The organism is Bacillus sp. WC2507, assembly GCF_052656125.1.
Map to the genome: position 1 here is coordinate 3,713,971 of NZ_JBQXPN010000001.1, position 24,971 is coordinate 3,738,941.

At 34.1% G+C, this 24,971-nt stretch carries 24 protein-coding genes; 3 read left to right on the plus strand and 21 right to left on the minus strand.

Going from position 1 to position 24,971, the window contains the following annotated elements; all coding sequences use genetic code 11:
* Window positions 1-22: 22 nt before the first annotated feature.
* Both ACUN28_RS19700 and ACUN28_RS19705 read right to left on the minus strand, forming a co-directional pair.
* Window positions 23-1,183, minus strand: coding sequence for a transglutaminase domain-containing protein (locus ACUN28_RS19700; protein ID WP_016088267.1), 1,161 nt, complete (start codon window positions 1,181-1,183; stop codon window positions 23-25).
* A gap of 145 nt (window positions 1,184-1,328) precedes the next feature.
* Window positions 1,329-2,081, minus strand: a complete 753-nt coding sequence (locus tag ACUN28_RS19705) for a YwqG family protein (protein ID WP_016088268.1) — start codon at window positions 2,079-2,081, stop codon at window positions 1,329-1,331.
* A gap of 224 nt (window positions 2,082-2,305) precedes the next feature.
* Here ACUN28_RS19705 and ACUN28_RS19710 point away from each other — a divergent pair, with 224 nt between their 5' ends.
* Window positions 2,306-2,452 (plus strand): YjcZ family sporulation protein, encoded by a 147-nt coding sequence (locus ACUN28_RS19710; protein WP_000540425.1) that lies wholly within the window; start codon window positions 2,306-2,308, stop codon window positions 2,450-2,452.
* A gap of 87 nt (window positions 2,453-2,539) precedes the next feature.
* A complete protein-coding gene (locus ACUN28_RS19715; RefSeq protein WP_016088269.1) occupies window positions 2,540-3,505 on the plus strand; it encodes a patatin-like phospholipase family protein in 966 nt (321 codons plus the stop codon).
* Between the two features lie 109 nt (window positions 3,506-3,614).
* Here the strand turns inward: ACUN28_RS19715 and ACUN28_RS19720 are convergent, their stop codons facing one another.
* On the minus strand, window positions 3,615-3,782 hold the full coding sequence (locus ACUN28_RS19720) for a DUF3933 family protein (protein ID WP_016088270.1): 168 nt from the start codon (window positions 3,780-3,782) through the stop codon (window positions 3,615-3,617).
* A gap of 12 nt (window positions 3,783-3,794) precedes the next feature.
* The gene (locus ACUN28_RS19725) at window positions 3,795-5,237 is read right to left on the minus strand and encodes an aminotransferase-like domain-containing protein (RefSeq protein ID WP_016088271.1); all 1,443 of its coding nucleotides are present in this window, start codon (window positions 5,235-5,237) and stop codon (window positions 3,795-3,797) included.
* A 118-nt stretch (window positions 5,238-5,355) separates the two neighbouring features.
* Here ACUN28_RS19725 and ACUN28_RS19730 point away from each other — a divergent pair, with 118 nt between their 5' ends.
* Complete coding sequence (locus ACUN28_RS19730; RefSeq protein WP_016136642.1) at window positions 5,356-5,970, plus strand: LysE/ArgO family amino acid transporter; 615 nt, start codon at window positions 5,356-5,358, stop codon at window positions 5,968-5,970.
* A 53-nt stretch (window positions 5,971-6,023) separates the two neighbouring features.
* Here the strand turns inward: ACUN28_RS19730 and ACUN28_RS19735 are convergent, their stop codons facing one another.
* The 17 genes from ACUN28_RS19735 to ACUN28_RS19815 form a co-directional block, all read right to left on the minus strand.
* Window positions 6,024-7,253: an MFS transporter gene (locus ACUN28_RS19735; protein ID WP_033660140.1), complete on the minus strand. Its 1,230-nt coding sequence runs from the start codon at window positions 7,251-7,253 to the stop codon at window positions 6,024-6,026.
* A gap of 236 nt (window positions 7,254-7,489) precedes the next feature.
* Entirely contained in the window at window positions 7,490-7,696 is a 207-nt protein-coding gene (locus ACUN28_RS19740; RefSeq protein ID WP_000113545.1) for an alpha/beta-type small acid-soluble spore protein, read from the minus strand.
* 125 nt (window positions 7,697-7,821) lie between these two features.
* A complete protein-coding gene (locus ACUN28_RS19745) occupies window positions 7,822-8,664 on the minus strand; it encodes a sugar phosphate isomerase/epimerase family protein (protein WP_016088274.1) in 843 nt (280 codons plus the stop codon).
* A 37-nt stretch (window positions 8,665-8,701) separates the two neighbouring features.
* Window positions 8,702-9,685 (minus strand): petrobactin biosynthesis protein AsbE, encoded by a 984-nt coding sequence (asbE, locus tag ACUN28_RS19750; RefSeq protein WP_016088275.1) that lies wholly within the window; start codon window positions 9,683-9,685, stop codon window positions 8,702-8,704.
* Between the two features lie 23 nt (window positions 9,686-9,708).
* Window positions 9,709-9,984, minus strand: coding sequence for a petrobactin biosynthesis protein AsbD (gene asbD, locus ACUN28_RS19755; protein ID WP_016088276.1), 276 nt, complete (start codon window positions 9,982-9,984; stop codon window positions 9,709-9,711).
* Window positions 9,981-11,219: a 3,4-dihydroxybenzoic acid-AMP ligase AsbC gene (gene asbC, locus ACUN28_RS19760; protein ID WP_016088277.1), complete on the minus strand. Its 1,239-nt coding sequence runs from the start codon at window positions 11,217-11,219 to the stop codon at window positions 9,981-9,983. The genes asbD and asbC overlap by 4 nt, the downstream gene beginning before the upstream one ends.
* Window positions 11,206-13,044, minus strand: coding sequence for an IucA/IucC family protein (locus ACUN28_RS19765; protein ID WP_016136641.1), 1,839 nt, complete (start codon window positions 13,042-13,044; stop codon window positions 11,206-11,208). Before ACUN28_RS19765 ends, asbC begins: the two co-directional genes overlap by 14 nt.
* 59 nt (window positions 13,045-13,103) lie before the next feature.
* On the minus strand, window positions 13,104-14,912 hold the full coding sequence (locus ACUN28_RS19770) for an IucA/IucC family protein (RefSeq protein WP_016088279.1): 1,809 nt from the start codon (window positions 14,910-14,912) through the stop codon (window positions 13,104-13,106).
* Window positions 14,913-15,216: 304 nt separating this feature from the next.
* A complete protein-coding gene (locus ACUN28_RS19775; protein WP_016088280.1) occupies window positions 15,217-15,756 on the minus strand; it encodes a GNAT family N-acetyltransferase in 540 nt (179 codons plus the stop codon).
* A gap of 95 nt (window positions 15,757-15,851) precedes the next feature.
* Window positions 15,852-16,532 carry an MgtC/SapB family protein gene (locus ACUN28_RS19780; RefSeq protein WP_016088281.1) on the minus strand — a complete coding sequence of 227 codons (681 nt, stop codon included), beginning with the start codon at window positions 16,530-16,532 and terminating at the stop codon, window positions 15,852-15,854.
* Window positions 16,533-16,691: 159 nt separating this feature from the next.
* The gene (locus ACUN28_RS19785) at window positions 16,692-17,348 is read right to left on the minus strand and encodes a YkyA family protein (protein ID WP_016088282.1); all 657 of its coding nucleotides are present in this window, start codon (window positions 17,346-17,348) and stop codon (window positions 16,692-16,694) included.
* Window positions 17,349-17,362: 14 nt separating this feature from the next.
* Window positions 17,363-18,184: a peptidoglycan-N-acetylglucosamine deacetylase gene (locus tag ACUN28_RS19790; RefSeq protein ID WP_016088283.1), complete on the minus strand. Its 822-nt coding sequence runs from the start codon at window positions 18,182-18,184 to the stop codon at window positions 17,363-17,365.
* Window positions 18,185-18,284: 100 nt separating this feature from the next.
* Window positions 18,285-19,646, minus strand: coding sequence for a sensor histidine kinase (locus tag ACUN28_RS19795; RefSeq protein ID WP_016088284.1), 1,362 nt, complete (start codon window positions 19,644-19,646; stop codon window positions 18,285-18,287).
* Entirely contained in the window at window positions 19,643-20,332 is a 690-nt protein-coding gene (locus ACUN28_RS19800; RefSeq protein WP_033659669.1) for a response regulator transcription factor, read from the minus strand. The genes ACUN28_RS19795 and ACUN28_RS19800 overlap by 4 nt, the downstream gene beginning before the upstream one ends.
* A gap of 13 nt (window positions 20,333-20,345) precedes the next feature.
* Window positions 20,346-21,593, minus strand: coding sequence for a hypothetical protein (locus ACUN28_RS19805; RefSeq protein ID WP_016088286.1), 1,248 nt, complete (start codon window positions 21,591-21,593; stop codon window positions 20,346-20,348).
* A 416-nt stretch (window positions 21,594-22,009) separates the two neighbouring features.
* The gene (locus ACUN28_RS19810) at window positions 22,010-23,365 is read right to left on the minus strand and encodes an RNA-guided endonuclease TnpB family protein (protein ID WP_016088287.1); all 1,356 of its coding nucleotides are present in this window, start codon (window positions 23,363-23,365) and stop codon (window positions 22,010-22,012) included.
* Window positions 23,366-23,676: 311 nt separating this feature from the next.
* A complete protein-coding gene (locus ACUN28_RS19815) occupies window positions 23,677-24,678 on the minus strand; it encodes an LCP family protein (RefSeq protein WP_016088288.1) in 1,002 nt (333 codons plus the stop codon).
* Window positions 24,679-24,971 lie beyond the last annotated feature (293 nt).

Sequence of the window (24,971 nt, forward strand, 5' to 3'; positions counted from 1 at the left end):
ACAAGATGCTCTCCTTTATTACTTAATACGTAAATGTAATTGTCGCTAATGAATAATCTGCCATTGCACTATATGGTGCTACTTGATAAGATACACGCTTGGCACCTTTTGGCCAATTTATTTCATTTAACACTTTTTTTATATCTTGCATTGTTCCATCCATAGACTGCTTATATCGTACTTCTACTTTTTCTGGCTTAGAAGCGAATTGTTGCTGCAACTTTTGCTTAAATTCATTATAATTTTCAGCCCCATATTGTGCTGATAAATATTTTAAATTCGTATCTTTTAACATTTGCTCGTATACGGGAGTTTTCGAACTACCAGCTTTTATTTTGTTTGTTAATTCACCAAAATAACTTGTAGTTGCTGCTGGATATTTACTACGATCCCATTCATGATCTTTACTTAATTGCTCATCAGACATATTAAAATATGAATATGTTACGCGCCCAGCTTTATCTGGCACTGGATCGTCAAATGTCGTATCAAGATGATACCACTTGTTTTCAATGTTTACTAAATTCCATGCGTGAGCTTGTCCATTTCCTGTACCTGTTACAATATGATTTTGGATACCCGCTTCTTTTAGCAATTCATACGTTAATAACGTATATCCTTGGCAAACGGCAGAACGGTTCGCTAACGCTTCATATGCTGTGTACGCTTGATAAGACGTATCATAAGATACGTGTTTTACAACGTAATCATGAATAGCTTTTACTTTCTCATTCTCATCCATCCCTGGTTTTACAATTGAACCGATAATTGCTTTTGCCTGAGATTTTACATATTGTGTTTGCTCTTTTGATTCACGGTATTTCACTTGCAGTGTAAACGTATAGTTTCCTGGTAACCCTTTAATAGAATATCTAGTAGACGCTACATTATATTTTACATACTCATCTGCATCTACAATTTTATTAAATTCACCATACAATTGGTCCATAATATTTCTAGCATTTCTATCTTTTGTTTTATATGTGATTGTAATATTTTCTTCTCGATTATCAATCTGTTTTTTTAATTCTTTTCTGAAATCATTTAACAACTTTACATCTGATTGTGATGTCGCTACAGTTGGATTCGTAGCTGCATAAGATACAGATGACGCGTGTAAGCCCCCCATTACTATAGTTGAACAAAGTGCGGCAGCTGTCACATACTTACTTGTCTTTCCCATCTCGTCACTCCTTACATTCTATAACTATACGAAAAAGTATCGTATAGTTTCAGAGTATACAATACTTTTTCGTATAGGTCATATGAGATTATGCATATTTAACATTGTAAAAAGGTTGTTCTTTTTACAAGAACAACCTTTTTCATTAACAAGTTTGTAATACACAGCATGTATTTTCAAAACGTCGATTTTTCAAGTCTTCATTTCCAATACAGAAATAAAGCATCCCTAAATCTCCCCACATCATATTACAATTTTTAGTATCTGAATCAATTTGGAATAAAAGCGTCATTTGCTGCGGGTCTATGTCCATATATTGTCCAGTCTCGTACAATACCTCATCTTGTACAGAGAATGGCTCGCCAAACATTTGATGGTTATCGTAGTTGTCTGGGATTAGCTCTTCAAGTAATTGCAAGAAACGATCTGAATCAGCCTCATCTTCAATAAAAAGCTCTGGCAATTTATACGTTAGTTCAAAAGTAGTTGCACACTGGTTATAATTCGTTTGCAATTCATCTGCTCTTCGTAATTGCTCTACAGGAACATCATAATAAAGCACACGCCCCGCTTCAGTTGGATTCACATCTTCTTCAAAGTAATTTTCAATGCTAAAGAAATATAACATCCCTGTCTTAGGAAGATTGTGATCTATACCAACATTTTGTAAATCATTTAAATTAAATTGAGCGATAAATTGTAACGGATTTCCTTTATACATTGGATATTCAAATGAAGCTGGTAAATCAGGAACTCCTCCCATTTTCGAACTACCTTTCGCAACTGTTTTCTCCTGCTTTGGCACAACTTTTACACAAGGAAATACAGTATGAATAAGTTCCTCTTTTAAATGTGTCAGCCCATATTTATCAATTAATACTTCAATTTTATTATTCATAAATTCTCCTTATATTTACATACTTATTTGTATCATCGCACAAAGATTATACTCCATTCTTTGTAAAAACAACAAGCCTCCCAAAAAACGGGCTCTTCCTCCATACGCGAACAAGTATAAAAAAGCATAGTATACATTGTTCCTACAAACACGATAGTTCATTATTTCTTCCAGTACATTTTCCCCTCGTTCATTTTTATTTTTAATTTAAGGAGGAATTCCACATGGGTTACGGATATAGTTGCGGCGGTTACGGTTACGGCGGTAGTTGTGGTGGATGTGGTTATGGAGGTTTCGCTTTATTAATCGTTTTATTTATCCTTCTAATCATCATCGGAGCTAGCTGTTGGGGTGGCTTTGTAGGCTGCTAGTAAATTTAAAAACTATTGTAAAAAAGCACGTACAATACGTGCTTTTTTGCCATTTTCAAATCTTTTATTCGAAAGGAAGTATGATTAATGAAAATTGATGGTGTTTTTGAAGGAGGCGGTGTACGCGGAATTGCGCATGTCGGGGCAATTTGCGCGTTAGCTGAAAAAGGCTATGAATGGGAACGTGTAGCTGGCACATCAGCTGGTTCGATTATCGCTGCGCTCCTAGCAGCAGGATACTCTTGCTCAGAACTAAAAACGATTATAACTGACATTGATTATAATAAATTTACGAAGAGAACCTTTGTTGACAGAATCCCGTTTATTGGAAAAGGATTAAGCGCATGGACTACTCTTGGTATTTACTCTAATATTTTTATAGAAGAATGGATTGAAGAATTACTTCGAAAAAAAGGAGTTCACTTATTTACAGATTTACCTGATTTAAATAAGCTTAAAATCATCGCTTCTGATATAAGTAATGGTAAAATGGTTATCTTTCCTGATGACTTACCAAACTACGGATTTTTAAATTATCGCTTCTCTATTGCTAAAGCTGTAAGAATGAGTAGTACAATCCCCTTCTTCTTTGAACCAGTAAAATGGAGAACTCCAAAATGGAAGCAACCTTGTTATATGATTGATGGAGGGATTTTAAGCAATTACCCAATTTGGATTTTCGACTCACCTAACTCTCCTCGCTGGCCGACTTTTGGATTTCACTTTGTAAAAGATGAGATTCAAGCTGATCCTGCCCACTATAACGAGCCTATCTCTATGTTCAAAGGACTATTTAAAACAATGATGCAAGCCCACGATTTACGTCATTTAGATAAGGAATCAAAAGCAAGAACAATTACAATTCCAACGGGATCCATTACAAGTACAAACTTTGAGTTAACAAAGGAAGAAAAAGAGTGGCTTTACAATTCTGGCTATAACGCCGCAAATAAGTTTTTACAATCTTGGAACTTCAGACAATATATTGATGAATATAGAAATGGAAATCAAGACCGAAAAACAAATCGGTATTTCCGTCAACTTGACTCATAATACTATTATTTTTCATACGAGAACACATAACGCTTTCAAAAAAAATAAGCCTAGTAATATCATATATTACTAGGCTTATTTACTTCCTGCATAAATTATTATACATTGCTTATGGATACGTTAACCCTTCCGCTTCCTCCGCAGTAATAACTGTGTATCGATTTCCCGTTCGTAATCCTAACAATTCTGCTTTTTCAATTGCATCCTGCTTTGTCTCCGCATATGCAGCTAAATATTTTTCTCCATTGATAATTTGGCAAATTACATATTGTTTCATTACTTTCTCCTCTTACTTTTTCATTAGTTGTGCAAGTTTTTTTATACCTATTTCCATTTCTTCTAACGTTGCGTATGAATATGATAGGCGCAAAAATTGGTTTGCACTTCTATCATACAAAGTACCTGGGTTTAATAAAATCTTTTCTTTCAAAGCTTTGTCAAATAAGCTACGGTTTGAAACGGGTACATTCATATGTAACCAAACATAAAAACCACCTGTCGGTTCATACCATGTTGCTATATCATGACAATATTTCTCTAACATTTGTAGCATAAAATCTCTGCGTTTTTTCAATTTAATTCTTACAAACTGTAAATGTTCATCATACAATCCATTTGTAAACCATTCCGCTGCAATTTGCTGAGAAATAGAACTTGAACCATAATCTGTTTGCATTTTTATGTCTGCCAATCTTTGAATAACAGGCTCAGATCCAACAATCCATCCAATTCTTAATCCTGGGCTAATAACTTTAGACATACTCCCGATATGTAGTACAATTCCGTTTTTATCATATGCTTTTAAAGGCTTTGAAACAGGCTCATCAAACCATAAGTCTTGATATACCGCGTCCTCTATAATAGGCAATCCAATTTCGTTACATATTTCCAGCACTTCTATTCGTTTCTTCGCATTCATACTAAAGTTCGTCGGATTATGAAAAGACGGGATTGTATATAAAATAGATGCATTAAATTGCTTCTTATATTTTGTAATATATGATGCATGTAAACCGTTCTCATCCATTGGTATTCCAATGAAACGCATTCCTGCTGATTGAAAAACATTAAGCGAATATAAATAGGATGGTTTTTCTAATAAAATGGATGCCCCTTTTGGAAGAAGCCCCATAGAAATAAGTTGCAATGCTTGAATTGCTCCTGAAACAATTAATATAGAATCAGGAGTTACATAAATACCATGTCCTTTTAAATAGTCCGCAATCTTCTCCCTTAAAGAGAGATTTCCTTTCGGCTCTTCATAACCAAGCGTCACCTTTGATGCTAAAAGCTTATTCATAATATCTTTCATCTTTTTTTCAGGCAAAAGACTTGGCGCGAGCTCACCTGTTCCTAAACGAATTACATGCGGATAAAATTCAGCTTGGTTAATCTCTTGAATAGCAGGCAGATTCGGATAATGAAGTCCTGTTTCTACATAAGACTGCCAATTAGGCGGGGGTGCGTACGTTGAGGTATTCTCATTATTATTTACAACAATTGTTCCTTTCCTGCCATTCCCTTCAATGTACCCCTTTGCCACTAGTTCATCGAAAGCCATTACAATTGTACTCCGGTTCACACCAAATGTATGCGCCAAATCTCTTTGTGAAGGTAATTTCGTCCCAACAGTCCATTCACCATTAACGATTCTTTCTTTTATATACGTTTCTATTTGTTTATACAAAGGAGTCTCTAGAGACATATTAGGTTTCCAAACGAATCTTTCCATCATATCACCTTATATTCTTTTTGGTTGGTAACCTCCCCAACCATATGGATGGATACAAATTTTCATTTCTTCTATACAATATACACTATCATAATGAATTAAAATAGGAGGTAATATGATGAGTGAAGCAATTATTCATGGTATCATTCTTGCATTTGGCCTAATCATTCCATTAGGTGTCCAAAATGTTTTCGTCTTTAACCAAGGTGCGAGCCAACCAAACATTTGGAGGGCAGCCCCTGTAGTATTAACTGCCTCTATATGTGATACGTTACTCATATTAATTGCGGTGCAGGGTGTCTCCCTTGTACTCCTTACTTTTTCTTGGCTAACTAACACGTTATATATAATTGGATTTTTCTTCCTCCTATATATGGGCTTTGTTATTTGGAGAAGTAACCCTTCCAACGATATAAAACAAGAAAACCGCATGCCATTAAAAAAGCAAATCCTTTTCGCTGCATCGGTTTCACTATTAAATCCACATGCAATTTTAGATACAATCGGTGTAATTGGAACAAATTCTATTCAATACATAGGAAGTGAAAAATGGGCTTTCACACTTACAACTATTATCGTTTCTTGGATTTGGTTTATAAGCTTAGCTTTAGCGGGGAAATTTCTAAAAAGAATAGACTCAACTGGAAAGACAATCGTATTATTAAATAAATTTTCTGGTCTCATCATATGGGGTGTCGCGCTTTATATGTTAAAACAAGTCATTTATTCTTAATGCACGAAAGAGAATTGCATGTTACTTAATACATCATGCAATTCTCTTACAAATTATGAAGTAGGTTCCGACCTCTGTTTTACCGTCTTTGCATCTTTTGCTGGTTTAATCCAAATGATTGCTATAACAGCACCAATACCAGCGAATATACTTGTTAAATAAAACACTTCATGGTCAGCGCCTTTCATGAAATAAGAATATAGAGGTGGTCCAGCTGCTACACCGATAAATCGCATGGAACTATAAAATGACGTAACCGTCCCCCTTTGCTCCTTTTCAATTCCTTGTGTAATTAGGGCGTCTAAACATGGGAGTGCCATACCAATTCCTAACCCCATAATAACGAGACAAAGAAGTAGTAAATAGATCCCTTTTATAAATAAAGGAATGATGACTGCTGCAGCTGCCAATAAAAAGCCAATATAAATACACTTCTTCATAACAGTTTGATTATCTCCAATTTTTTTACCAGCCATATATGAACTAAGTGACAGTACAAGTAACGGAATAGCAAGCACACAACCTTTCCATATACCATGAATGTCATACTTTGATTCCAGTATAGTCGACAAATAAAAGAGAATTCCGAATAAAATAAGCATAATAATTGCACCCAATACAAAAATGGCAATTAACCATCTTCCCTTTTCTCGAAACGTAGAGATAATTGATTGAATAAACTCTTTAAGTGGTGGTACTTCGTCTTCTTGTTTCTTTGCCTTTACAAGAACAAGCAATAAAACGATTGATACTACGCATAAAACTGGAATCGCCCAAAATGGTAAGAACCATACAATGGCAGCAAGAGCAGATCCTAAAATAGGGCTCAGTACTTTTCCAAATGTATTCGATGTTTCAATGATTCCTAAACCTGTACTAACTTGTTTTTCATCCTTGTATAAATCACCAACACACGGTATAACAACTGGCATTGCACCAGCAGCACCAATACCTTGAATCGCTCTACCTATCAATATCCAAGTGTAGGGATTATCAACTTTCCAAGATACCCAACCAGTTATCGCTCCTCCTATAGCCGCAATCAGCAAACTCGGAACCATTACCATCTTTCGGCCCCATCTATCTGATAAATAACCAGCAATCGGTATAAGTAAAATAGCTACGATAGAGTAAATTGTAATAATCATGGATACTTGAAACGATGAAATATGTAATTTCTTTTCGATAGTCGGTAGGATTGGAATGAGCATTGAATTCCCTAATGTCATAACAAGTGGAACTGATGCAAGCGCAATTAAACAACAGTTTTCTTTTTTTAACATGTTGACTTCGGAACCTTTCATCATATATTTCTTACCATATAATAGCCCTGCTGGAACGTAATTTTTCATTCCACCAGGGCTATTACATCTTTACTATTTCCCATTCACAACAAAAGAAATTGGGGAAAATATAGTATTATTTCTATTCTTTGAATCCAGTTCGGAATATATCCATACCAATTAATTGAAAAAAAAAGAAAGGAAGAATCCTTCCTTTCTCCTATAACCTTCTACAATTAGCGAGTATATCCGCCACCAAGTTGTTGTTCTGCCATCGCTACTAGGCGTTTTGTAATTTCACCGCCTACAGAACCGTTTGCACGTGAAGAAGTATCAGCGCCAAGTTGTACACCAAACTCTTGTGCGATTTCATATTTCATTTGATCTAAAGCCGCTTGTGCTCCATGTGATGCTAATTGATTAGAATTACGATTTCTAGCCATTACCAATCACCTCCTTATTTATATATAAATTGTGTTAAATTTTAATTTAAATACATGGTAATTTTTGGTTATTAATATTTTTAAAAAAGAGTCTCTACAATGAGAGACTCTTACATCATTTCATATTAAGAAGTTACTACTTCTAAATTTCTATTCCTTAATACTTTCATTTCTTCTTTTAATATATCTTTTGCATTATGTCCAAACCATTCGAGTGAAGCAAAATGGTCAGTATCTCTCACTACCTGAATAATCTCATCATAATTTACGATACCTTCAAATAACGGAACCATACCAATTCGGCTTCCCGCTGCCGCATATACATTATTGGGCTCAAATACATGCAAATAATCTGCTGACGATATATTCTTAAAATGATAATGTTGTATCCACGGCCTTAGTCGATGGAAACTGTCTATTGGATTTGCACCAGACTCCCATATATGAAGAAAATCAAGGTTTATTTTCAAATTCGGATGATTTACTTCCTCCAATAGTTCCAAAGTAGAAGGCAACGTATCCGTTAATGTATTTGGATGTGTTTCTAAAAGTACATACATATTATGCTTAGCAAACAAATCACAAATGTTGCGAATTCGCTTTACGTACTCTTTCCTTTCCTGTTCCGAGAAATCTTCGCTTCCTTTTTGTCCAGCAAACGTACGAATTTTGTTCGTTTTAAACCAGTTAGCTAGTATTGCAAGTTGTTCACATTTCTCTATCGTTTTTTCAAAATCTGCCGATAATGATATGTCTAAATAATCACTGATCATCGTAATTTCCAAGTTTTTATCCTTTAAGCAATTCAATTCTCGTTCTGTCGTTTCATACTCTTGCATATACAAATTTTGTGCATGAGTCCCCCACAATTCAATTCCTTCAAAACCGTTTTCATATGCAAATTGAACAATATCAGTAAATGAAATTAATTGATGACGAAAGGAAATAGTACATAACGAATATCTCATAGGTTTGAACTCCCTTATTTTAAATTCAGCTAGCTTTTTAATACACTAAGACAGACTGGTTTGTTTTCATTTCTTTCCATAACAAAAACTGTCTCTCTAATTCAGCCTTAATTTGCAGTTCAATTGCATTCATTTCATCCAGTTTTTCAACAATTGATACTAACATACCTTTATTATTCGTCATTGCCATTTTGATTGCACGATACTGTACATTTGTAAATCCTTGTACAATATCTTCTACCCGATCACACCAATAATCAAATTCTTGCTCCGAATATTGCAACGTTTCACGGAAGTATGCAAAGGCATGTTCATAACTATATTTACGAATTGCAAGTACTGGTATTTGCTTCACTGCCGCTACAAGACCCGAAAGCGAATAACCTTCTTCTTCATTTGCCATTTTTACAATTATATTTTTCAATTCCATAGTCAGTTCATTGTCGTTTCTTTTGAAAGTTTCCAGGAAATAACTTGCTACCATTTCTAGCGTTGGCTCCTGAATTCCTTCTACATCAATGAAATAACCTCCACCAAATGGGTTATCTTGAACAGAGTGAAGCACTTTTTCTCTTTCCATATTCCCTTCCCAGCGAAAATCAGGATCTAGCATGAACCACTCTTCTTCTTTCTCTGTCTCTGATATCATTAAATAATGCGGAAACGGTTTTTGATGAAATTTATTTTCCCTCTCTGGTAGTAGAGACATATCAACCATTACAATGACATAACGATTTTCCGGTTTATTTTCTACTAATTCTAAAAATATTTCTACATTGCTATTTTTATCTTTTGTATGATCGTACCATTCGTTCACTTTCATACCATACAATTTTTCATACCATAGTAAGTAATTATCATGGTTAATGTTTTCAGAGTGATATGAAATAATTCCGCCTTCTGTTATATCAAAATCTCCATCCCATAGTCCAAAATAAAATGGACGAAAATCAATATCGCTACGCCTTTTTATAATTTCACAAAAACAACTCACTAAACAGTGCACTTTAATTGAAGTCATACTCTCATCCACTTTCCTAAAGGTTAGTTATTCACATTTACTTCCTGTAGCGGCTGTAACTCCTCCATAAAATCAAGCAAAGATCCTACAGTAAGAAATGCCTTTGGATCTACCTCATCCTCTGGAACGCATAGTTTTAAATCTATTTCTATGTAAACTATGAGTTGTAACATCATTACCGAATCTATATATAAATCTTGGTTTAAACGCATCGTTTCTTCTAAATGTGTTACATTTTTCAGTTCCATTTTTTCTGTCATAATTTTCAACACTTCATTTTTTAATGTTTCACGTCTCATGCTGTAACCTCTCCCATCTCTAGTAACTTTCTACTTACTTTTCCAGTTTTATTTTTCGGAATTTCAGTTACACTTTCAATTTCATGTGGAACTTTATAAGAAGGTAAGTGCTGCATACACCATTCTCTTATTTGTACGGGATCAATATGAGAGATCACTTTCGCTTTAACAATTTCGCCCATAACAGGATGTTTCCCTCGATATACAATTGCCTCTTGAACACCTTCTAGTCGAAGCATCGTTTCTTCTACCTCTATAGGAAAGACTTTTAATCCTGAAACGTTAATTACATCATCCATACGCCCCATAAAATGAAGACCACGCTCAGTTTTATACCCTAAATCTTTCGTGAAAATTTCCTTATCGTTCATTTTCACTACGATTTCTTCGGGCATATTTTCATCTGAACCTATGCTTATACTCGTATGAGGTAGTGGATTTCCTAAATCTAAATGGCTTTTCATATCATGACATATACTAATACAACCTGCTTCAGAACAACCGTATTGTTGCATCATATATGTTGTCGTTTCTTTTAGTTTATAAAACAATGCTTCTGGCAAAGGCGCTCCGGACGTCATAATTTTATGGAATTGAAACGTTCCTACAGGAAAACTCCCCATAATATGCAGCATAAGTGGTACTGCATATATGATATGTTTTTCTGTATTGCGAACTACATTCAATGTGAATTTAGGATTTTTATTCGTAATGATGATAGGTTTGCTTCCCCTTGCAATTGCAGATAACGTACCACATATTAGTCCGTATGAATGTGAAACAGGAGCCATAACGATCGGCACTTCATCTACTTCACAGTTTAAAGTTTCATTATAAGCAGTAATTTCTGTATCAACCTCCGTCCATGCTCTACGAATCAGTTTCGGTTCTCCCGTAGTTCCAGAACTATATTGCAATAAAGAAGGCTCTTCTAGTAAAGCGTTCACTACTTCTAATTTCGTAAAATCGCTATATTCTCCATATAAAATTCCTATACAATTTGCACGCTTTGCCATTTCAATGGCCGTTTCTTTTGGCGTATCTTCATGTATAAGTAATACTGATGATTTCTTTTCTTTTAAGAAAAACACAAGCGTAATAATATCGAATGGATCTTTCAGACAAAGAGCAAATCTATTTCCCTTTGCTTCTTGAAATTGTTCCATTTCCTCATAAACTTGTAATCTCAAATCAAAATCACTTTTGCTATACTCTTGTTTATTAACGATTAGCATAATTTCCCCCTGTAGCAACTGATTTTTGTTTGTTAAGTTGTCTTGCTCTATACAATGGATTTGGAACTTCATGAACAAGCGATTCCACATCCACATATAATCGACGCTTCGTTAATTGCTCAGCATAGAATGTAGGAGTGTATAGTTGAATACTTTCAAATCTATCTTTCAAGTGTGGATATTTTCTAAAATGATTTTCGATTTCTTCGACTACCATCATCCAAAAACGTTCTTCTTTCCATTCATATTCATCCGCAAGTACGAAAGCTAATTCTCCTACATTAAATAAGAACAGTGCATCTAGTACCATCTCTTGCAAACATTCGATGCAATCCATTTCAAAGAAATCATTCATTTTTCCATTCGCATATGTTTTATGCATTTTAGTAAAGTCCGGACATTTATTCATTTCTTTTAAGAATGGACGATAAAACTCAAGTCCTTCATGGAAATCTTTTAATGCAATACGGACAGGTAGCCCTTCTTTATGAACTAAAATCATATTTTGTCCGTGTGATTCTAACGCGATTCCATGCTCTACAACAAGATGTATAACTGGAATAATGGCTTTTTGAATAAGTAATTGTAGCCAATTTTCTATCCCATATTTGTTTAGCCATGCATCAATAACTGGTATCCCATCTTTCTCTTTTGCATATAAACCGTTAAAGGGAACAGCATCCTCTTGCTTATCAAAATATTTATGAACGCTTTCACGCCAAATGCATCCTAATGAACCATATGCAGCTTTCTTATTCGTATCATACGTTACACTCGAAAATTCCTTTAACAAAATTACACGTGATCCATCCCTTAAATAAGAATCTTGACTTACGACATCACTTAACCAATTCGATATAGCTGGTGCACTCGCAACTGAATATGGTTTCAGCGTACGGAGTGTTGAAGTGTTAAGTATGTTCAGCGATAACTTTACATACGGTCTCTTTGGATTCGTAACATTTCTTAACGTTCTCATTGACTGTTGCGCGCAATAATCGTCCTCTGATTTTCCTAAATAAATAATATATTTATCCTGTATATGATCAGCGTAATTTGGAATGATGAAATTCTCCCACTGCCAAGGATGAACCGGTATAAACACGTACTGTTTTGGATCACATCCCGCGCTGTGAATTCGTTCCATATACGCTTCTAATTTATGCTCGCCTATCTCACCTTTTAAAATATTGTCATAAATCACTTCATTTTCATAACCTACAGTCGCATACTTCTTATGTGCTGCAATCCATATGAGTTTTATCGGCCTCATAAATTCATATCCATATTGAAAATTGTCACGATATTGAAATCCAATGCGTGCTTTATAGCTAGGGTGATATGGATGACCGTCTATTAAAAGGCTTTCAAAGTCATCGTACGACTTTTGAGTATATTTCACCTTATTATGTCTTTCATATTGTGCAATTGTGTCTTTAAATATCGTTTGTTCTAATTCATGAATAAACGAATCTAATTTCGTTCGTTCTACGTTAACAACCCGAAAAATTTCTTCCAAAAATTGCGAGACTGATTTTATTTCTTGTTGTTCCTCTTGAACTCTTATTACTAATGAATCTATAGCGATACGTCCAAATGTCATTCGTTCTCTTCCATAGCATTCGTACGTGACACTTTTGTTGTCTTCATCAAGTCCTTGTATAAGAAAAAGAATTTGTTCTTCGTTTTCTATACGAACTGGCCTAACGATCCCCTCATAAATTAACGACTCTACTACTTGTCGTAACACTCTTCTTCGCACTGAAATGTAATCTTCTGATTCAAGCGCTTTCAATATTTTCGTATGATACATGTCCACTCTCATAACCCCCTCCACCTTATGAAAAATACCATTATTTGTATTACGTGAAATTTTAACGCTACTTATGAACGAACAGCCACTTCTCTAACGAGTGGATTCTGTACCTGTACGTAAATTGCTTGTTCTAAAGGGTTACTTAACTCGTCGACATCGAAAAATCTCGTTAATAAATTTGCTTTACATGCCAACTTATCCTCTTCTAACAATTCTCTTAAAAAGGTAGAAGGTTCACGATTATAAGGAAGGAATGATTCAAGTACAGATCGTAATTCCGAGAGAAGAATTTCCTCTTTAATTAATCCAACTGTACCAAATCCGTTAATGAGTCCAAACATATGGTTGAAAATTAAGTAGTAACGCAATCTTTCATCTACAATATAGTCGTCATATAAATTCCCAGTACGTTCTCCAATACCAGCTAACTCATTATTAAGCATCTCTTTCATTGAATTACAGAAATAAAACCCTTGATTATCACGGAAATAATATTTTACTGGGTAACCATCCTTTAGCTGAACAACGCTATTTTGCTGATGCGCTTCTAATGCAACACCATAACGTAAGTACATCCATACCATTGGCTTTAAAGAAATATTCATATATCGTCTAAACCAATCTAAACTTACTTCTTCACAGCTTCTACCTTCTAAATCTGCTAGTCGATGAATAATATTCGATAAACGAGTACGTTCCCCAGGTATAGTATCTTGAACTAATCCAGCAATTAAAGTAGCGTCATTTGCATGCTCACCATAAAAAGGGTTCTCTCGTATAATTACTTCAAATCCAGATTCTTTTGCCCCGTAATTTAATGTAATAAATGCTGGATCACAAATAAAATCAAAACCTGGAAACTTATCTAACACTTCACCAATTGCTGTATTTAGCATTTCCTTTCCTTCAAGACCACTCTCTAGTTCCTTCAATTTATTAATACGCATTGAATTTGTTACTTTTACTGGAAATGAAAACTTAAGCATATATTTTGATTGGGGATGATATAACGTCCTAAGTGATGATGTTGCCATATAATACTTACCGACAGGACCGATATATTCAAGTACTCCTTGCTCTATCCAATCCTGTACGTATGATTGGTGTAATAGCCATTCTGCCTGAAGCGGATGAATTGGAAGTAATGAATATTCATCTTCATTACAATACTTCGATATAAATTCTTTACAAACCATCTCATCATTACATAGCTCTTCTTTTAGAATTACTGTTGTAGAATCTAATAATAATGATTTTTCCTTTACTATACTTTTATGTGCCCTAAAATAATGAAGCTGACATTCTCCTTTTAATTCTGGAGAATACATTGCACTTTTCCATTCCAAAATACCTTGTCTACTCTTTGGGGTTGGATGCGTTAAATGTCCAAATAATAAAGATTGCTCTGCCTCTATAAAAGTTGTATGGAAACCGTATAATGCAGATGTATCTTCTATTCTCTCCTTTGTAAATTCTTCAATATTTTGACAACTACAAATAACTCGAAGCATAAGTTCAGCAGGGTTTGTACCATCTCCATAGTTCATAGACATTTCTTTTATTAAAAACGTAATAACAGTAACGTAATCTGCTTTTATAACATTCTTATTTTCTCCCATTTGATAGTAAAATTGTTCTCCAAACAAATGACGATCTGTCGGTGATTTATATATAACCTCTCCGTACAAAGTAATGTTTTGTGCCAATAGCCGACAACATAAATATGTGGGGACTGTATCTCTATTCAACGTATTACTGAAGATACTTTCCATTCTTTCATCCTCTGTAATCCATTCTCCACTCCCTGTTTCTCTTAAATAACAGTTTAAAAAGCTTTGTAATGTTGCATGTTCTGCGATTTGTTTCGCATGCTGCATGTTGGTCCTCCTCTTTATATTAAAGCTATCGAAATTTTATATAATAACCGATAATTGAATGTCGTTATCAATTATGATTCTAATTGATAATGATATTCAATTCAATAGTATATTTCAGAATTTTTTTATCTGATTTAATTTTTCTTTTTTTCTCTCTTTTCTTTAATCTAGTTAAAAATACACTAAAAAAATTCTTGCTTTCAAACTAATTACCTACTATTTTTATAAATCCATCAAAAAATGGAGAAAGGTATACCTTATTTGGTATACCTTTCTCCACTTTTTATTTACATAATATTATTATTTATACTAAGCTATATAACTGTCTGTATAACAAATTCAACTCTCTCCAGCAATAAGCTGTCTCTTCTACCTGTACTCTCTCTAAAAATTTTGTATCAATTTTTTCAGGATTAAATTTTTCATAAAACTTTTTAGAAGGATTATTCGTAACAACCCAAACTAAAAGTGATTGCATATCATTGTTTATACATTCCGATAATAAAGCTTGAAATAACTGTTGTCCTATTTTCATTCCTTGATACGACTGTAAAAGGTAGATCGCATATAATTCCCCATCACAATTATATGCACCGCTTCTTTCAACTCCCCCGTCAATGAATCCGATTATTATACCATCTAACGTCTCTGCTACAAATCTATATTGGGATTTATCTTCTTGTTGAAAAATGTTTTCCCATTGTTTTTCTCGTTGCTCATATGTTATATTTTCTAAAAATTCGTCAGCAAATATCCCTTTATACGTTGTTTTCCAGCTATCAACATGTACCTTTGCTATACCTGGTATATCATCTTTTATCGCCCTTCTAATATGGATTCCCATCATTTCTCCCCCTCGTTACTCATCATTATATCAATTCATTCCCTTAAAAATCCAAATAAAAAAAGAGTGCATTCACCTCACTCTTTTTTTCACAATTATCTACTTTCCACTTCAACTGAAACAACACGATCAATCTCTTTTAGTGAACTATATAACTCCGTCGTATACAAATTTTCCGGAGCTAAAATAACCATCTCCAGTTGCTGAAATGCTCCATTATCAATATCTTTAATTTTTACGCGTTTCACATGCATACCTAAATTTTTAATTTGCTTAAATATACCATCTAACTCATGATGCTCTTTTACTGTAATTTTTATAGATAAATCCTTTTGTCTTAATGAATACGGACCTGCAATTTTCACAAGTTGCGGAAGTACGTTAATCGCTAAAATAATTAAAATCATAGCAACCGTCGCTTGTAAATAAAAGCCCGCCCCAATTGCTATACCTAAAGCTGAAGCTGCCCACACCATAGAAGCTGTCGTTAATCCAGAAATAACGTCATTACTTCTTCGTAAAATAACACCTGCCCCAAGAAAACCAATCCCGCTCACAATTTGAGCAGCTAGACGCATTGGATCCATATTTGTATGCCCTGGAACAGAATATACATGTACTGATTCAATTGAAACCATCGTAATTAAACAACTTGCTACAGAAATAACCATACTTGTTTTCACACCAAGTGGTTTATTCTTTAGCTGCCTATCTATCCCGATGAATAATCCTAAAAAGAGTGCTAAACCTAATTTGAGTAAAAATTCATATGACATATTTCCATTCTCCTTACTTTACAATGTTTCCCTTAGAATAATTCACTATAACTCTTTTATGATATCAATTCCAGTCTTTTCTATTCATTTAACGTAAAAAACCGAAAAAACATTTATGACGATGTTTCTCCGGCTTTTTATTACGGTTAAGATTCTTCTTTATTTCTGACCTTTAATCTTAATCTCTGCATCTTTGTAGAATGCTAATTTACTGTCATTATACTCTTTTGTAAAATTGTTAAATTGCTCTTTTGATTTTTGTGTTTCCACAGTTAATTCATTAACAGCTTTAACTTTTTCACCAATCTCTTTTAATTTCGTTTCTTTTACTTTTAATTTTTCATACAGTTCTTTTTCAGTCGCTAACGCCTTCGTATAATTTTCATTCATCTTTTGGAATGCATCATAACGGTTTTTATACGACTCTTCTACTGCTTTCGCTTGTTTTTGTAACTTCTTATCTTCAAGTTTCTCTATATTTCCCTGAACAGATTTCGTTTCTTTATGAGCTTTTTCTAGCATTTCTTTCTCATTTTTCAATACTTTTTCACGGTCATCTACATTTGCAGTAGCTTGTTCTATTTTCTTCATAACAGCGTCATTATGATCTTTACCTTCTTGTAAAATTTGAGAATATAGTTCTTGACCTTCCTTCTCTAACTTCTCTAACTTCTTCGCTTCATCAACTAATGATTTTTCTTGTGTCGCCGCTGTTTCAAAAGCTGTATATAGACTTTCTTCTGGTTTTTCACCGAAACAACCTGTTAATAGTCCTACTGATAGTGCTCCGACTACTGCTACTTTTCCATACTTCAACGTTCATTCCTCCATTACATACGGTTATCATGCCAGAAATTCACTGGGAAGTGACTCTCTTCATGATAAGCTTCAAACTCATAACCCTTTTCTTTTAACCCTTTTAAAATTGCTGGCACAGCAGCAACTGATTGTGGGTGAATGTCGTGCATTAAAATGACTTCTTGTGGTTTTGTTGCATTTGTTAATACATTTTGAGCAATTTGTGCTGCAGCTGCATCAACTTGCATTTTGTTATATTTCCAATCTAAGGAATCAATTGTCCAATCCCATACTTTAAAACCGCCCTCTACCACTTTATTTCGAAGTCCTTCATTTAATCCAGGCATCGAACCGTATGGTGGACGTGTTAATTTAGGTGATTTTCCAATAATATTTGCGATTAAGCTTTGATCTTCTTTCATCTCATTTACATACTCACCATTTTTATATAGCTTTGCAAAATTATGTGTCATACTATGCATACCTACATAATGACCCTCTGCATTTTCACGTTTCACTAAATCCGGAAATTCTTTTACATTCGCTCCAATTAAAAAGAACGTCGCCTTCGCATCATGCTGTTTTAACATATTTAACAATTCAGCCGTATATTTCCCTGGGCCATCATCAAATGTAAGATAAGCAACTTTTCTTTCTTTTCCATTAAAACGACTTGGTGCCGTTTTATTCATTTCTACTTTCGGTTGTTCACTTGCAAGCTGTACTACGTTTTCTTGCTTTGCAACAGCCTTTGCTGGTGAAGTAATGGATTGAAACATGAAATACCCAATAGCTACTGCTGCAATCGCTATTAAAACGACTACTACTCGTTTAATTTTAAAAGCTTTTTCCATTCTATCGAATTCCTCTCCCTATTAATCTTATATATAAATCACCCAATATAATTATACATCTATTTATTTTATTACACTATATAAACAGACTTTATATGTATTATAATGGGAGTTTTATCAAAATGGTTGTACCTATTCCTTCTTTACTTATAATACCAAGTGTACCTCCATGAAGCTCTACCATTTTTTTAACGATAGCTAAACCAAGACCCGCACCTGTAATGTGGTTATTAATCTGGTAAAATGACTGTTCTATATATGGTAAATGCTCTTTAGCAATTCCAATCCCTTCGTCTTTCACCTTTATCACTGCTTGTCCTTCATTTTTGGTCGCTTCAATATATACTGTACCATTTTTATGTGAATATTTAATTGCATTTTGAACAATATTCAAGAAAATTTGCTTTAGCCTATTTCGATCTCCTATCAATTCAATTCGTTCTATAGTTTTAATAAATTGCATTTGCTTCTCTTCAGCGTTAGGAGTTAATTGCCAAATCGTCTCCTCTAGTATATCGTATAATTGCACCTTTTGTTTATATAAATTAAAATGATTTGATTGTAATCTTGAAAAATCTAGCAATTCTTCTACTAAGTGAATCAATCGGTCTGTCTCACCTGAAATAATTCCCATGCCTTGCTTTATCTCTTCTTCCGTTAAATGATCTACCGTTTTTAACGTCTCACTCCAACCTTTAATGCCTGTTAAAGGCGTTCGTATTTCATGAGAAATAGAAGCAATAAATTCATTTTTCATCTGTTCCGCTTTTTCTATTTTATCAGACATATGATTTAAACTGTGTGCTAACTCCCCTAATTCACCAGGATAATCCTCTTTAATTTTCTCCTTTAATATGCCTTCTGCAATTTGTGAAGAAGCATGAATAATAGATTCGATAGGTTTCACAAACGAATTTGCTAATCGTCTACTGATTAAGAATACAATTCCTGAAATAACAATACCTACAGAAATAGTAAACATAATAATTTCAATAATCTTAGCATTTACATGCGTTAATACAGTCGTATATTTTAAAACACCTATAGTTTGCCCTTGATGGATAAGTGGACTAATCACTTCCAATTGTTTCACATTGTCTTTCGTAGTAGTGACTTGATGATACATTTCTCCTTCTAGTAACGAATACGGAATAACTACTTTATCTTCTATCTTTTGTCCACTTGAAGATTGTATAACCGAACCATGCCGATCAATTAATTGCAATTCCGTTCCTTCTAATTCAAAACTACTAATGATGTCACCACTATATTCTTGCAAACGAATAAAGTATAACGAATTGTATTCAGAGAAAAATCGTGTACTCGTCTTCGCATGAGATTCTATATATTGTACAATGCCATTGTAATAATATCGATAAATAGAAACTGAAAATACTACTTCAAATAATACAAGCATAAGTATAATGACCGTCATAAAATATAAAGTCACTTTTCTTTTCATCTTATACTTTCCTTCCACACATATCCTTTTCCCCACACAGTAAGAATAAATTCAGGTTCTGATGGATTACATTCTATCTTTTGACGTAACCGCCTCATATTTACATCTACTACTTTTGTCTCACCTACATAATTCGTTCCCCAAATCATATTTAAAATCTCATCACGTGAAACCGGCTTTGAAGCCTGATTCATTAAATACTGTAATATCATATACTCTGTAGGGGTTAAATCAACTAATTTTCCACTTTTATATAATCTTTCTTCTATTATATTTAACGAAAACGGGCCAGATGTGATAGTATGTGCTTTTTCATCATGTACTTCTATTCTTCTTAATAACGATTGTATACGTGCAGTTAATTCCACTGGACTAAACGGCTTTGCTATATAATCATCTGCACCAATTCCTAGTCCTTGCACCTTATCTTCATTTTGTACGCGTGCGGTTAACATAATAATACCTATTTTTTTATTTTCTTCCCGAATTGCTTTACAAACTTGAAAACCATCAATGCCCGGTAACATTACGTCAAGCAGTGCTACATCTACAGAATGTTCACGTAAAATCTGTAACGCCTCTTCTCCAGTACTAGCTTCTAACACATAAAATCCAGCACGTTTCAAATTTAAGACGATAAAACTACGAATAGGCATTTCATCTTCTAAAACTAAAATTGTTGGCATCATTTCCACCTCCCTACTCTTGTTGATAATCCGCTAGCGGCTTTACATATTTTTTCACTTTTTCAAATTGCGGTTGTTTCGGTACAGCGTATACGTGAGAAGCTGTTTTAACTGCTGCATCGTATCCTTTTATTTTGAACCATTCTTTTCGCTTAAATATATGAACTTCAAGCCATAGTTCATTTGTACTTGTCTCCAAAAACTTTTGAGAATTTAATTCCTTTTGCTCATCTGGTATCGTAATTTTTCCTATTAACTCTTTAGGAATTTTCACATAATACCCTTTTTCTATATCGATATATCTTTCTTCAATTGGTTTAATTCCAGATTCACTCCACTGTATGTAACGTTCAAAAAGCAAACTATCACCATGTGGTTTATCCTCCCAACCTTTTGGACGTACAGTACGAACAAATTCAATAATGCCGTCTTCATTAACATCTTTACTTTCTACAACATATTCATTGAACAAATCTTCTTTCCCATCTATAGGTAATACCTCATAATGATCCTCATCAAATTTTGCTACATACGTTATACCTGAATGAGCCCCAGTTCCCGCATCAATTACAATCGCCTTTAATGACTTAGAAATACGTCCCATTTGTATTCTTTGAATGCTATTTATAAATGGATCGAATGACACTTCAGATAAAGTCTTAAATTGTTCAATGAACTCAACTGTCAACTTCTCATCTTTTTCGTACGTAACAAGACTTAAATCTTTCAATCCATTTTTATTTAGATCCTCTATGAATAACTTCGTATAATTTCGATTATATATTTCCTTCATATCGTCATTTTCTTCTGAAAAAACATACATAACATGTTCTAACGATTCACGATCTAGAGAGATTCCTATTAACAACTCTCGCTTCCCGTTCCCTGTAAAATCACCGACTTCAACGATATCTACATCTCCACCATCAAATCTATGTGTGGACTTTTCTTTCCAACTATTCAAGTTTTTTTCGTATACAGCTAAATATACGCTGTGATCTTCATTCGGCAATTTATAAAATATGATGGCTTCTTTCTTATTATCTTGTTTAAAATCCATTGACCAAATCATCTGTTTATCTTTATTAGACATTGGAGTAAGCAATCGATAATTAACAGGCAAATCTTTATCAATTTGCTCTTTTAGTTCATTAATCCATTTTTCATTGGCAGGAGCTTCCATTAAATTTGTTGGAGCTTCAGACATTTTACATCCAGTCAACATAAAAATGATTCCCATAATGCCTATCCATTTCTGCATATGATATCTTTCCTTATTACAGATTTTAATTATTTCTTTTTACTTTTTGCTTCTCCAATATTCTCATACATATGAGTATAATTTTTCTAAAATAAAAAATCGTTACAGAAAAGTTACAAATCCATTCCGGTCAACTATCCCCACTGAGATGAAACGTTTCAGTGGGGGCTTGAGTTAGAACGCTAGGTCTTTTCGTCTATCGCTAGACAGTTGACGCTCTAGCATTCATGCCACCTTACGGTAACACCCCAAGTATGTTTTTGGTTGGTACTGGCAACAAACTATTGTTTTCCCATTTGCACCACCCTTTCGAAAAAGAGCAATTCTTCCTTATGGAAGAAGCCACCACTCAGATGAATCCGGCGTGTGCTACAAGCCCCGACAAGTCGAGTACACATGGATGGTTGACGCACCCACTAAGCTATGCGCGAAGCAACAGCCTTACGTTTTTGCACTTCTAATAGAATCGGCGTTTTTACTTTAAGATTTTCATCCAATTGTACCACTCTTGATTTTTGCAATGTATTCAACGCACCATTAATATCAGCGTGGATACATGTTCCTGCTTTACTTTGGTACAGACCACGAGTGATTCGTTTGCCACTAAAGCGATAATGCGCCCTATCTTCCTTAGACCAAACTGGAACCGGATCTTTGTCTAGGAAACTGGCTTTTGAAGTATAGCTTTCTTCTTGTTTCAAAAATCGGATGCCTTCTTTTACACATTTATTCTCAATTGCTGCAAGCAGTTTATGAAATGGGATTTGAACAAATGTTTGATTATTCTTTTTTCCCATATCAGATTTTTGTTTCCAACGAGCGTTATATCCTACGACAACCGTATCTATACCCAATGCTTTCACTTTTTTGAACAACAGACCTACAGTTTGTGAAATGTAACCGTTTATTTGCCTTTCCCGTTTATGCCAAAGTGCAGCCATTTTATTCGTTACAATACGTTTTGAAATTCCATTGTCCACATTTTTCTGTTGTAGATTACGTATCATTTTGTTGAAGTAATGGTTAATGGATTTTAGTTTTTTTCCATCAATTAAGAATGTATCACCTGTATTTGTCACGCAACTTACTAATCTGTCTACACCTAAATCGCAACTCAAAGCGTTACTCGTAGTCGTGGATTGTTTCTTCATTTGAGAAACGTGCATTTCATATGTGTAATGCACCTCAAAGAACCGACCTTTTTGCTTCGGTACAATCTCAATGTAGGAGATTTTTTTATTTCTTACATTTTTAGGCATACGTATTTTAATGGAACCGAATTTTTTTCTGAATGCAACATTCATCGGAATTATCCAATACCCGTTATTATCCACTTTTGGAACTTGATAGATTTCAATAATTCGTTTGTCAGTTGAACGAGAATAATTCGGAAACTTAGGACGTCCTGTGAACTTCTCAGGATTTCCCTTCCACTTTTCCAACGCTTTAAAAAAGCTCTTTACTTCTGCATATAAGGCTCTACGAATTGCTTGAACAGAGTTTGATTGCATGCCCCAGTAATTCATATCGGCTTGCATAGCAGTGTCCACTTCTTTTACAGTAGCCGTTTTATTATTATTCAAATAACTTTGTTTAATCGTGTACAACCCAACATTTCGCAATGCTTTTGAACTATGTGACATGCGTTGCAGTAAGCGGAATTCTTTTGCAGTCAGGCAAGCTCGTCCGATATTTTGTTTCTGCGTGAAACGTTGCATAGTTTCTCTTTTCTTTTGTTTACGTAATACTTTCACTGCTTTCTTTCTAGCCATTGTTTTCACCACCTTTCTTAGAGAGTTCATTAAAATTATTTTTCACTCAAGTAACCAAATGATGATTATTATCCAATTTCGTTGTCTTACAATATATACCCTCCTTATATACGACAGATTATATCGTAAGACAAAAGAAACAAACATTCGCCCTGAAAAATTGTTATGAACGAAACAAAAGAGTTCAACCTACCTTTTGACGGCAATTCATCTCCACCTGAATTGTTGGGTTTCACCCGTAACACAAATCAGATGGAGTCTTCTTTCCAAAAGGGATAAAAAAAGATTGGCAAAGGCCAATCTTTTTTTTATTATTCATTTCGAACTGGTTTTGGTGTTACACCTAAATGCTCATTTAATTTTTTTGAAATATCTTTTACATTTTTTTCGTTTGGAATGTAATAATAAATACCTCCGATACGTTTATCCGTACCTTCTATTTGCATTTTTTCCATTTCTAAATTAGATCCTGCCATATTTTTTGTAATCGCAAGCATATCATCGAAAGTTAAGTTCGTTTTCATATTTTTATCAACCGCATCAAGTAAAGAACCCATTTTGCTAATTGATTGGACAGACATCGCTTTTTTTGCAATTGCTTCTATTACAAGTTGTTGTCTTTGTCCACGCATTGCGTCACTATCAATTTTACGCGTTCTTGCAAGTGCAAGTGCTTGTTCTCCATTTAAATGTTGGAAGCCTTTTTCTAAATGGATCATACCAGCTTGGTCTTTACTATCTTGTTCTGTGAAAGTAACTGGTACATCAATATCAATACCACCAAGTGAATCGACAATTTGTACGAATGATTCAAAGTTAAACTTCACATAATAATCAACAGGAACATTTAAGAACCTTTCCACCGTATCTCGTGTACTTTCAACACCACCAAATACGTGTGCATGTGTAATTTTATCTAATTTCTTTCTAGATGGAATATAAACACGTGAATCACGCGGAATACTTACTAATTTAACTGATTTATCATCTTTATTAATTGTTGCTAATAAAAGTGCATCTGTTCGAACTGCTTCACCATATTGACTTTTTCGCATTTCACTACCGTCTACACCCATAATTAAAATAGAGATGTTATCTTTTAAAGGTTCAACTTCTTTATCACGCTTCGATGACTTATCAATTTGTGCATATGCATCACTTACCACTGCTTTTGCTTTATTATATATTAACGACCCATATCCTACTCCTCCAAAAACAAGTAAGAAAAATGGAATTATAATGAACCATTTTATTGATTTTCTTTTAGAACGTTTTTTACTACTTCTCGTATTTTGTTCTAATTCAGAGCTCATATCCATTCGCCTCTCTTTCACTTTCCCTAGTATAATGTATGTCTAGTAATCTTCATATTGAATTTCCTTTCAATTACCTTACAATTTTGTAAGGTTACTTCATAAATCCAACATATATCCCATTTCACATTATACTCTCGTGCTTATTTTTGGCAAGTCACTATTTTCCAACTTCAAATATTTAACACTTCGCAATATCTGAAATTAAAGATTTATAAATTCATTCATTTCGAATCGTTCGATTTCCACCTAAAAAAATCAGCAAGAATAAAGAGCAAAATTAGTAATGCAAT

What these genes read in the sequence shown, in the direction of transcription:
- ACUN28_RS19700 (WP_016088267.1), bottom strand. Translation starts at nt 1,183, where the DNA reads ATGGGAAAGACAAGTAAGTATGTGACAGCTGCCGCACTTTGTTCAACT.
- ACUN28_RS19705 (WP_016088268.1), bottom strand. Translation starts at nt 2,081, where the DNA reads ATGAATAATAAAATTGAAGTATTAATTGATAAATATGGGCTGACACAT.
- ACUN28_RS19710 (WP_000540425.1), top strand. Translation starts at nt 2,306, where the DNA reads ATGGGTTACGGATATAGTTGCGGCGGTTACGGTTACGGCGGTAGTTGT.
- ACUN28_RS19715 (WP_016088269.1), top strand. Translation starts at nt 2,540, where the DNA reads ATGAAAATTGATGGTGTTTTTGAAGGAGGCGGTGTACGCGGAATTGCG.
- ACUN28_RS19720 (WP_016088270.1), bottom strand. Translation starts at nt 3,782, where the DNA reads ATGAAACAATATGTAATTTGCCAAATTATCAATGGAGAAAAATATTTA.
- ACUN28_RS19725 (WP_016088271.1), bottom strand. Translation starts at nt 5,237, where the DNA reads ATGGAAAGATTCGTTTGGAAACCTAATATGTCTCTAGAGACTCCTTTG.
- ACUN28_RS19730 (WP_016136642.1), top strand. Translation starts at nt 5,356, where the DNA reads ATGAGTGAAGCAATTATTCATGGTATCATTCTTGCATTTGGCCTAATC.
- ACUN28_RS19735 (WP_033660140.1), bottom strand. Translation starts at nt 7,253, where the DNA reads ATGTTAAAAAAAGAAAACTGTTGTTTAATTGCGCTTGCATCAGTTCCA.
- ACUN28_RS19740 (WP_000113545.1), bottom strand. Translation starts at nt 7,696, where the DNA reads ATGGCTAGAAATCGTAATTCTAATCAATTAGCATCACATGGAGCACAA.
- ACUN28_RS19745 (WP_016088274.1), bottom strand. Translation starts at nt 8,664, where the DNA reads ATGAGATATTCGTTATGTACTATTTCCTTTCGTCATCAATTAATTTCA.
- asbE (WP_016088275.1), bottom strand. Translation starts at nt 9,685, where the DNA reads ATGACTTCAATTAAAGTGCACTGTTTAGTGAGTTGTTTTTGTGAAATT.
- asbD (WP_016088276.1), bottom strand. Translation starts at nt 9,984, where the DNA reads ATGAGACGTGAAACATTAAAAAATGAAGTGTTGAAAATTATGACAGAA.
- asbC (WP_016088277.1), bottom strand. Translation starts at nt 11,219, where the DNA reads ATGCTAATCGTTAATAAACAAGAGTATAGCAAAAGTGATTTTGATTTG.
- ACUN28_RS19765 (WP_016136641.1), bottom strand. Translation starts at nt 13,044, where the DNA reads ATGAGAGTGGACATGTATCATACGAAAATATTGAAAGCGCTTGAATCA.
- ACUN28_RS19770 (WP_016088279.1), bottom strand. Translation starts at nt 14,912, where the DNA reads ATGCAGCATGCGAAACAAATCGCAGAACATGCAACATTACAAAGCTTT.
- ACUN28_RS19775 (WP_016088280.1), bottom strand. Translation starts at nt 15,756, where the DNA reads ATGGGAATCCATATTAGAAGGGCGATAAAAGATGATATACCAGGTATA.
- ACUN28_RS19780 (WP_016088281.1), bottom strand. Translation starts at nt 16,532, where the DNA reads ATGTCATATGAATTTTTACTCAAATTAGGTTTAGCACTCTTTTTAGGA.
- ACUN28_RS19790 (WP_016088283.1), bottom strand. Translation starts at nt 18,184, where the DNA reads ATGGAAAAAGCTTTTAAAATTAAACGAGTAGTAGTCGTTTTAATAGCG.
- ACUN28_RS19795 (WP_016088284.1), bottom strand. Translation starts at nt 19,646, where the DNA reads ATGAAAAGAAAAGTGACTTTATATTTTATGACGGTCATTATACTTATG.
- ACUN28_RS19800 (WP_033659669.1), bottom strand. Translation starts at nt 20,332, where the DNA reads ATGCCAACAATTTTAGTTTTAGAAGATGAAATGCCTATTCGTAGTTTT.
- ACUN28_RS19805 (WP_016088286.1), bottom strand. Translation starts at nt 21,593, where the DNA reads ATGCAGAAATGGATAGGCATTATGGGAATCATTTTTATGTTGACTGGA.
- ACUN28_RS19810 (WP_016088287.1), bottom strand. Translation starts at nt 23,365, where the DNA reads ATGGCTAGAAAGAAAGCAGTGAAAGTATTACGTAAACAAAAGAAAAGA.
- ACUN28_RS19815 (WP_016088288.1), bottom strand. Translation starts at nt 24,678, where the DNA reads ATGAGCTCTGAATTAGAACAAAATACGAGAAGTAGTAAAAAACGTTCT.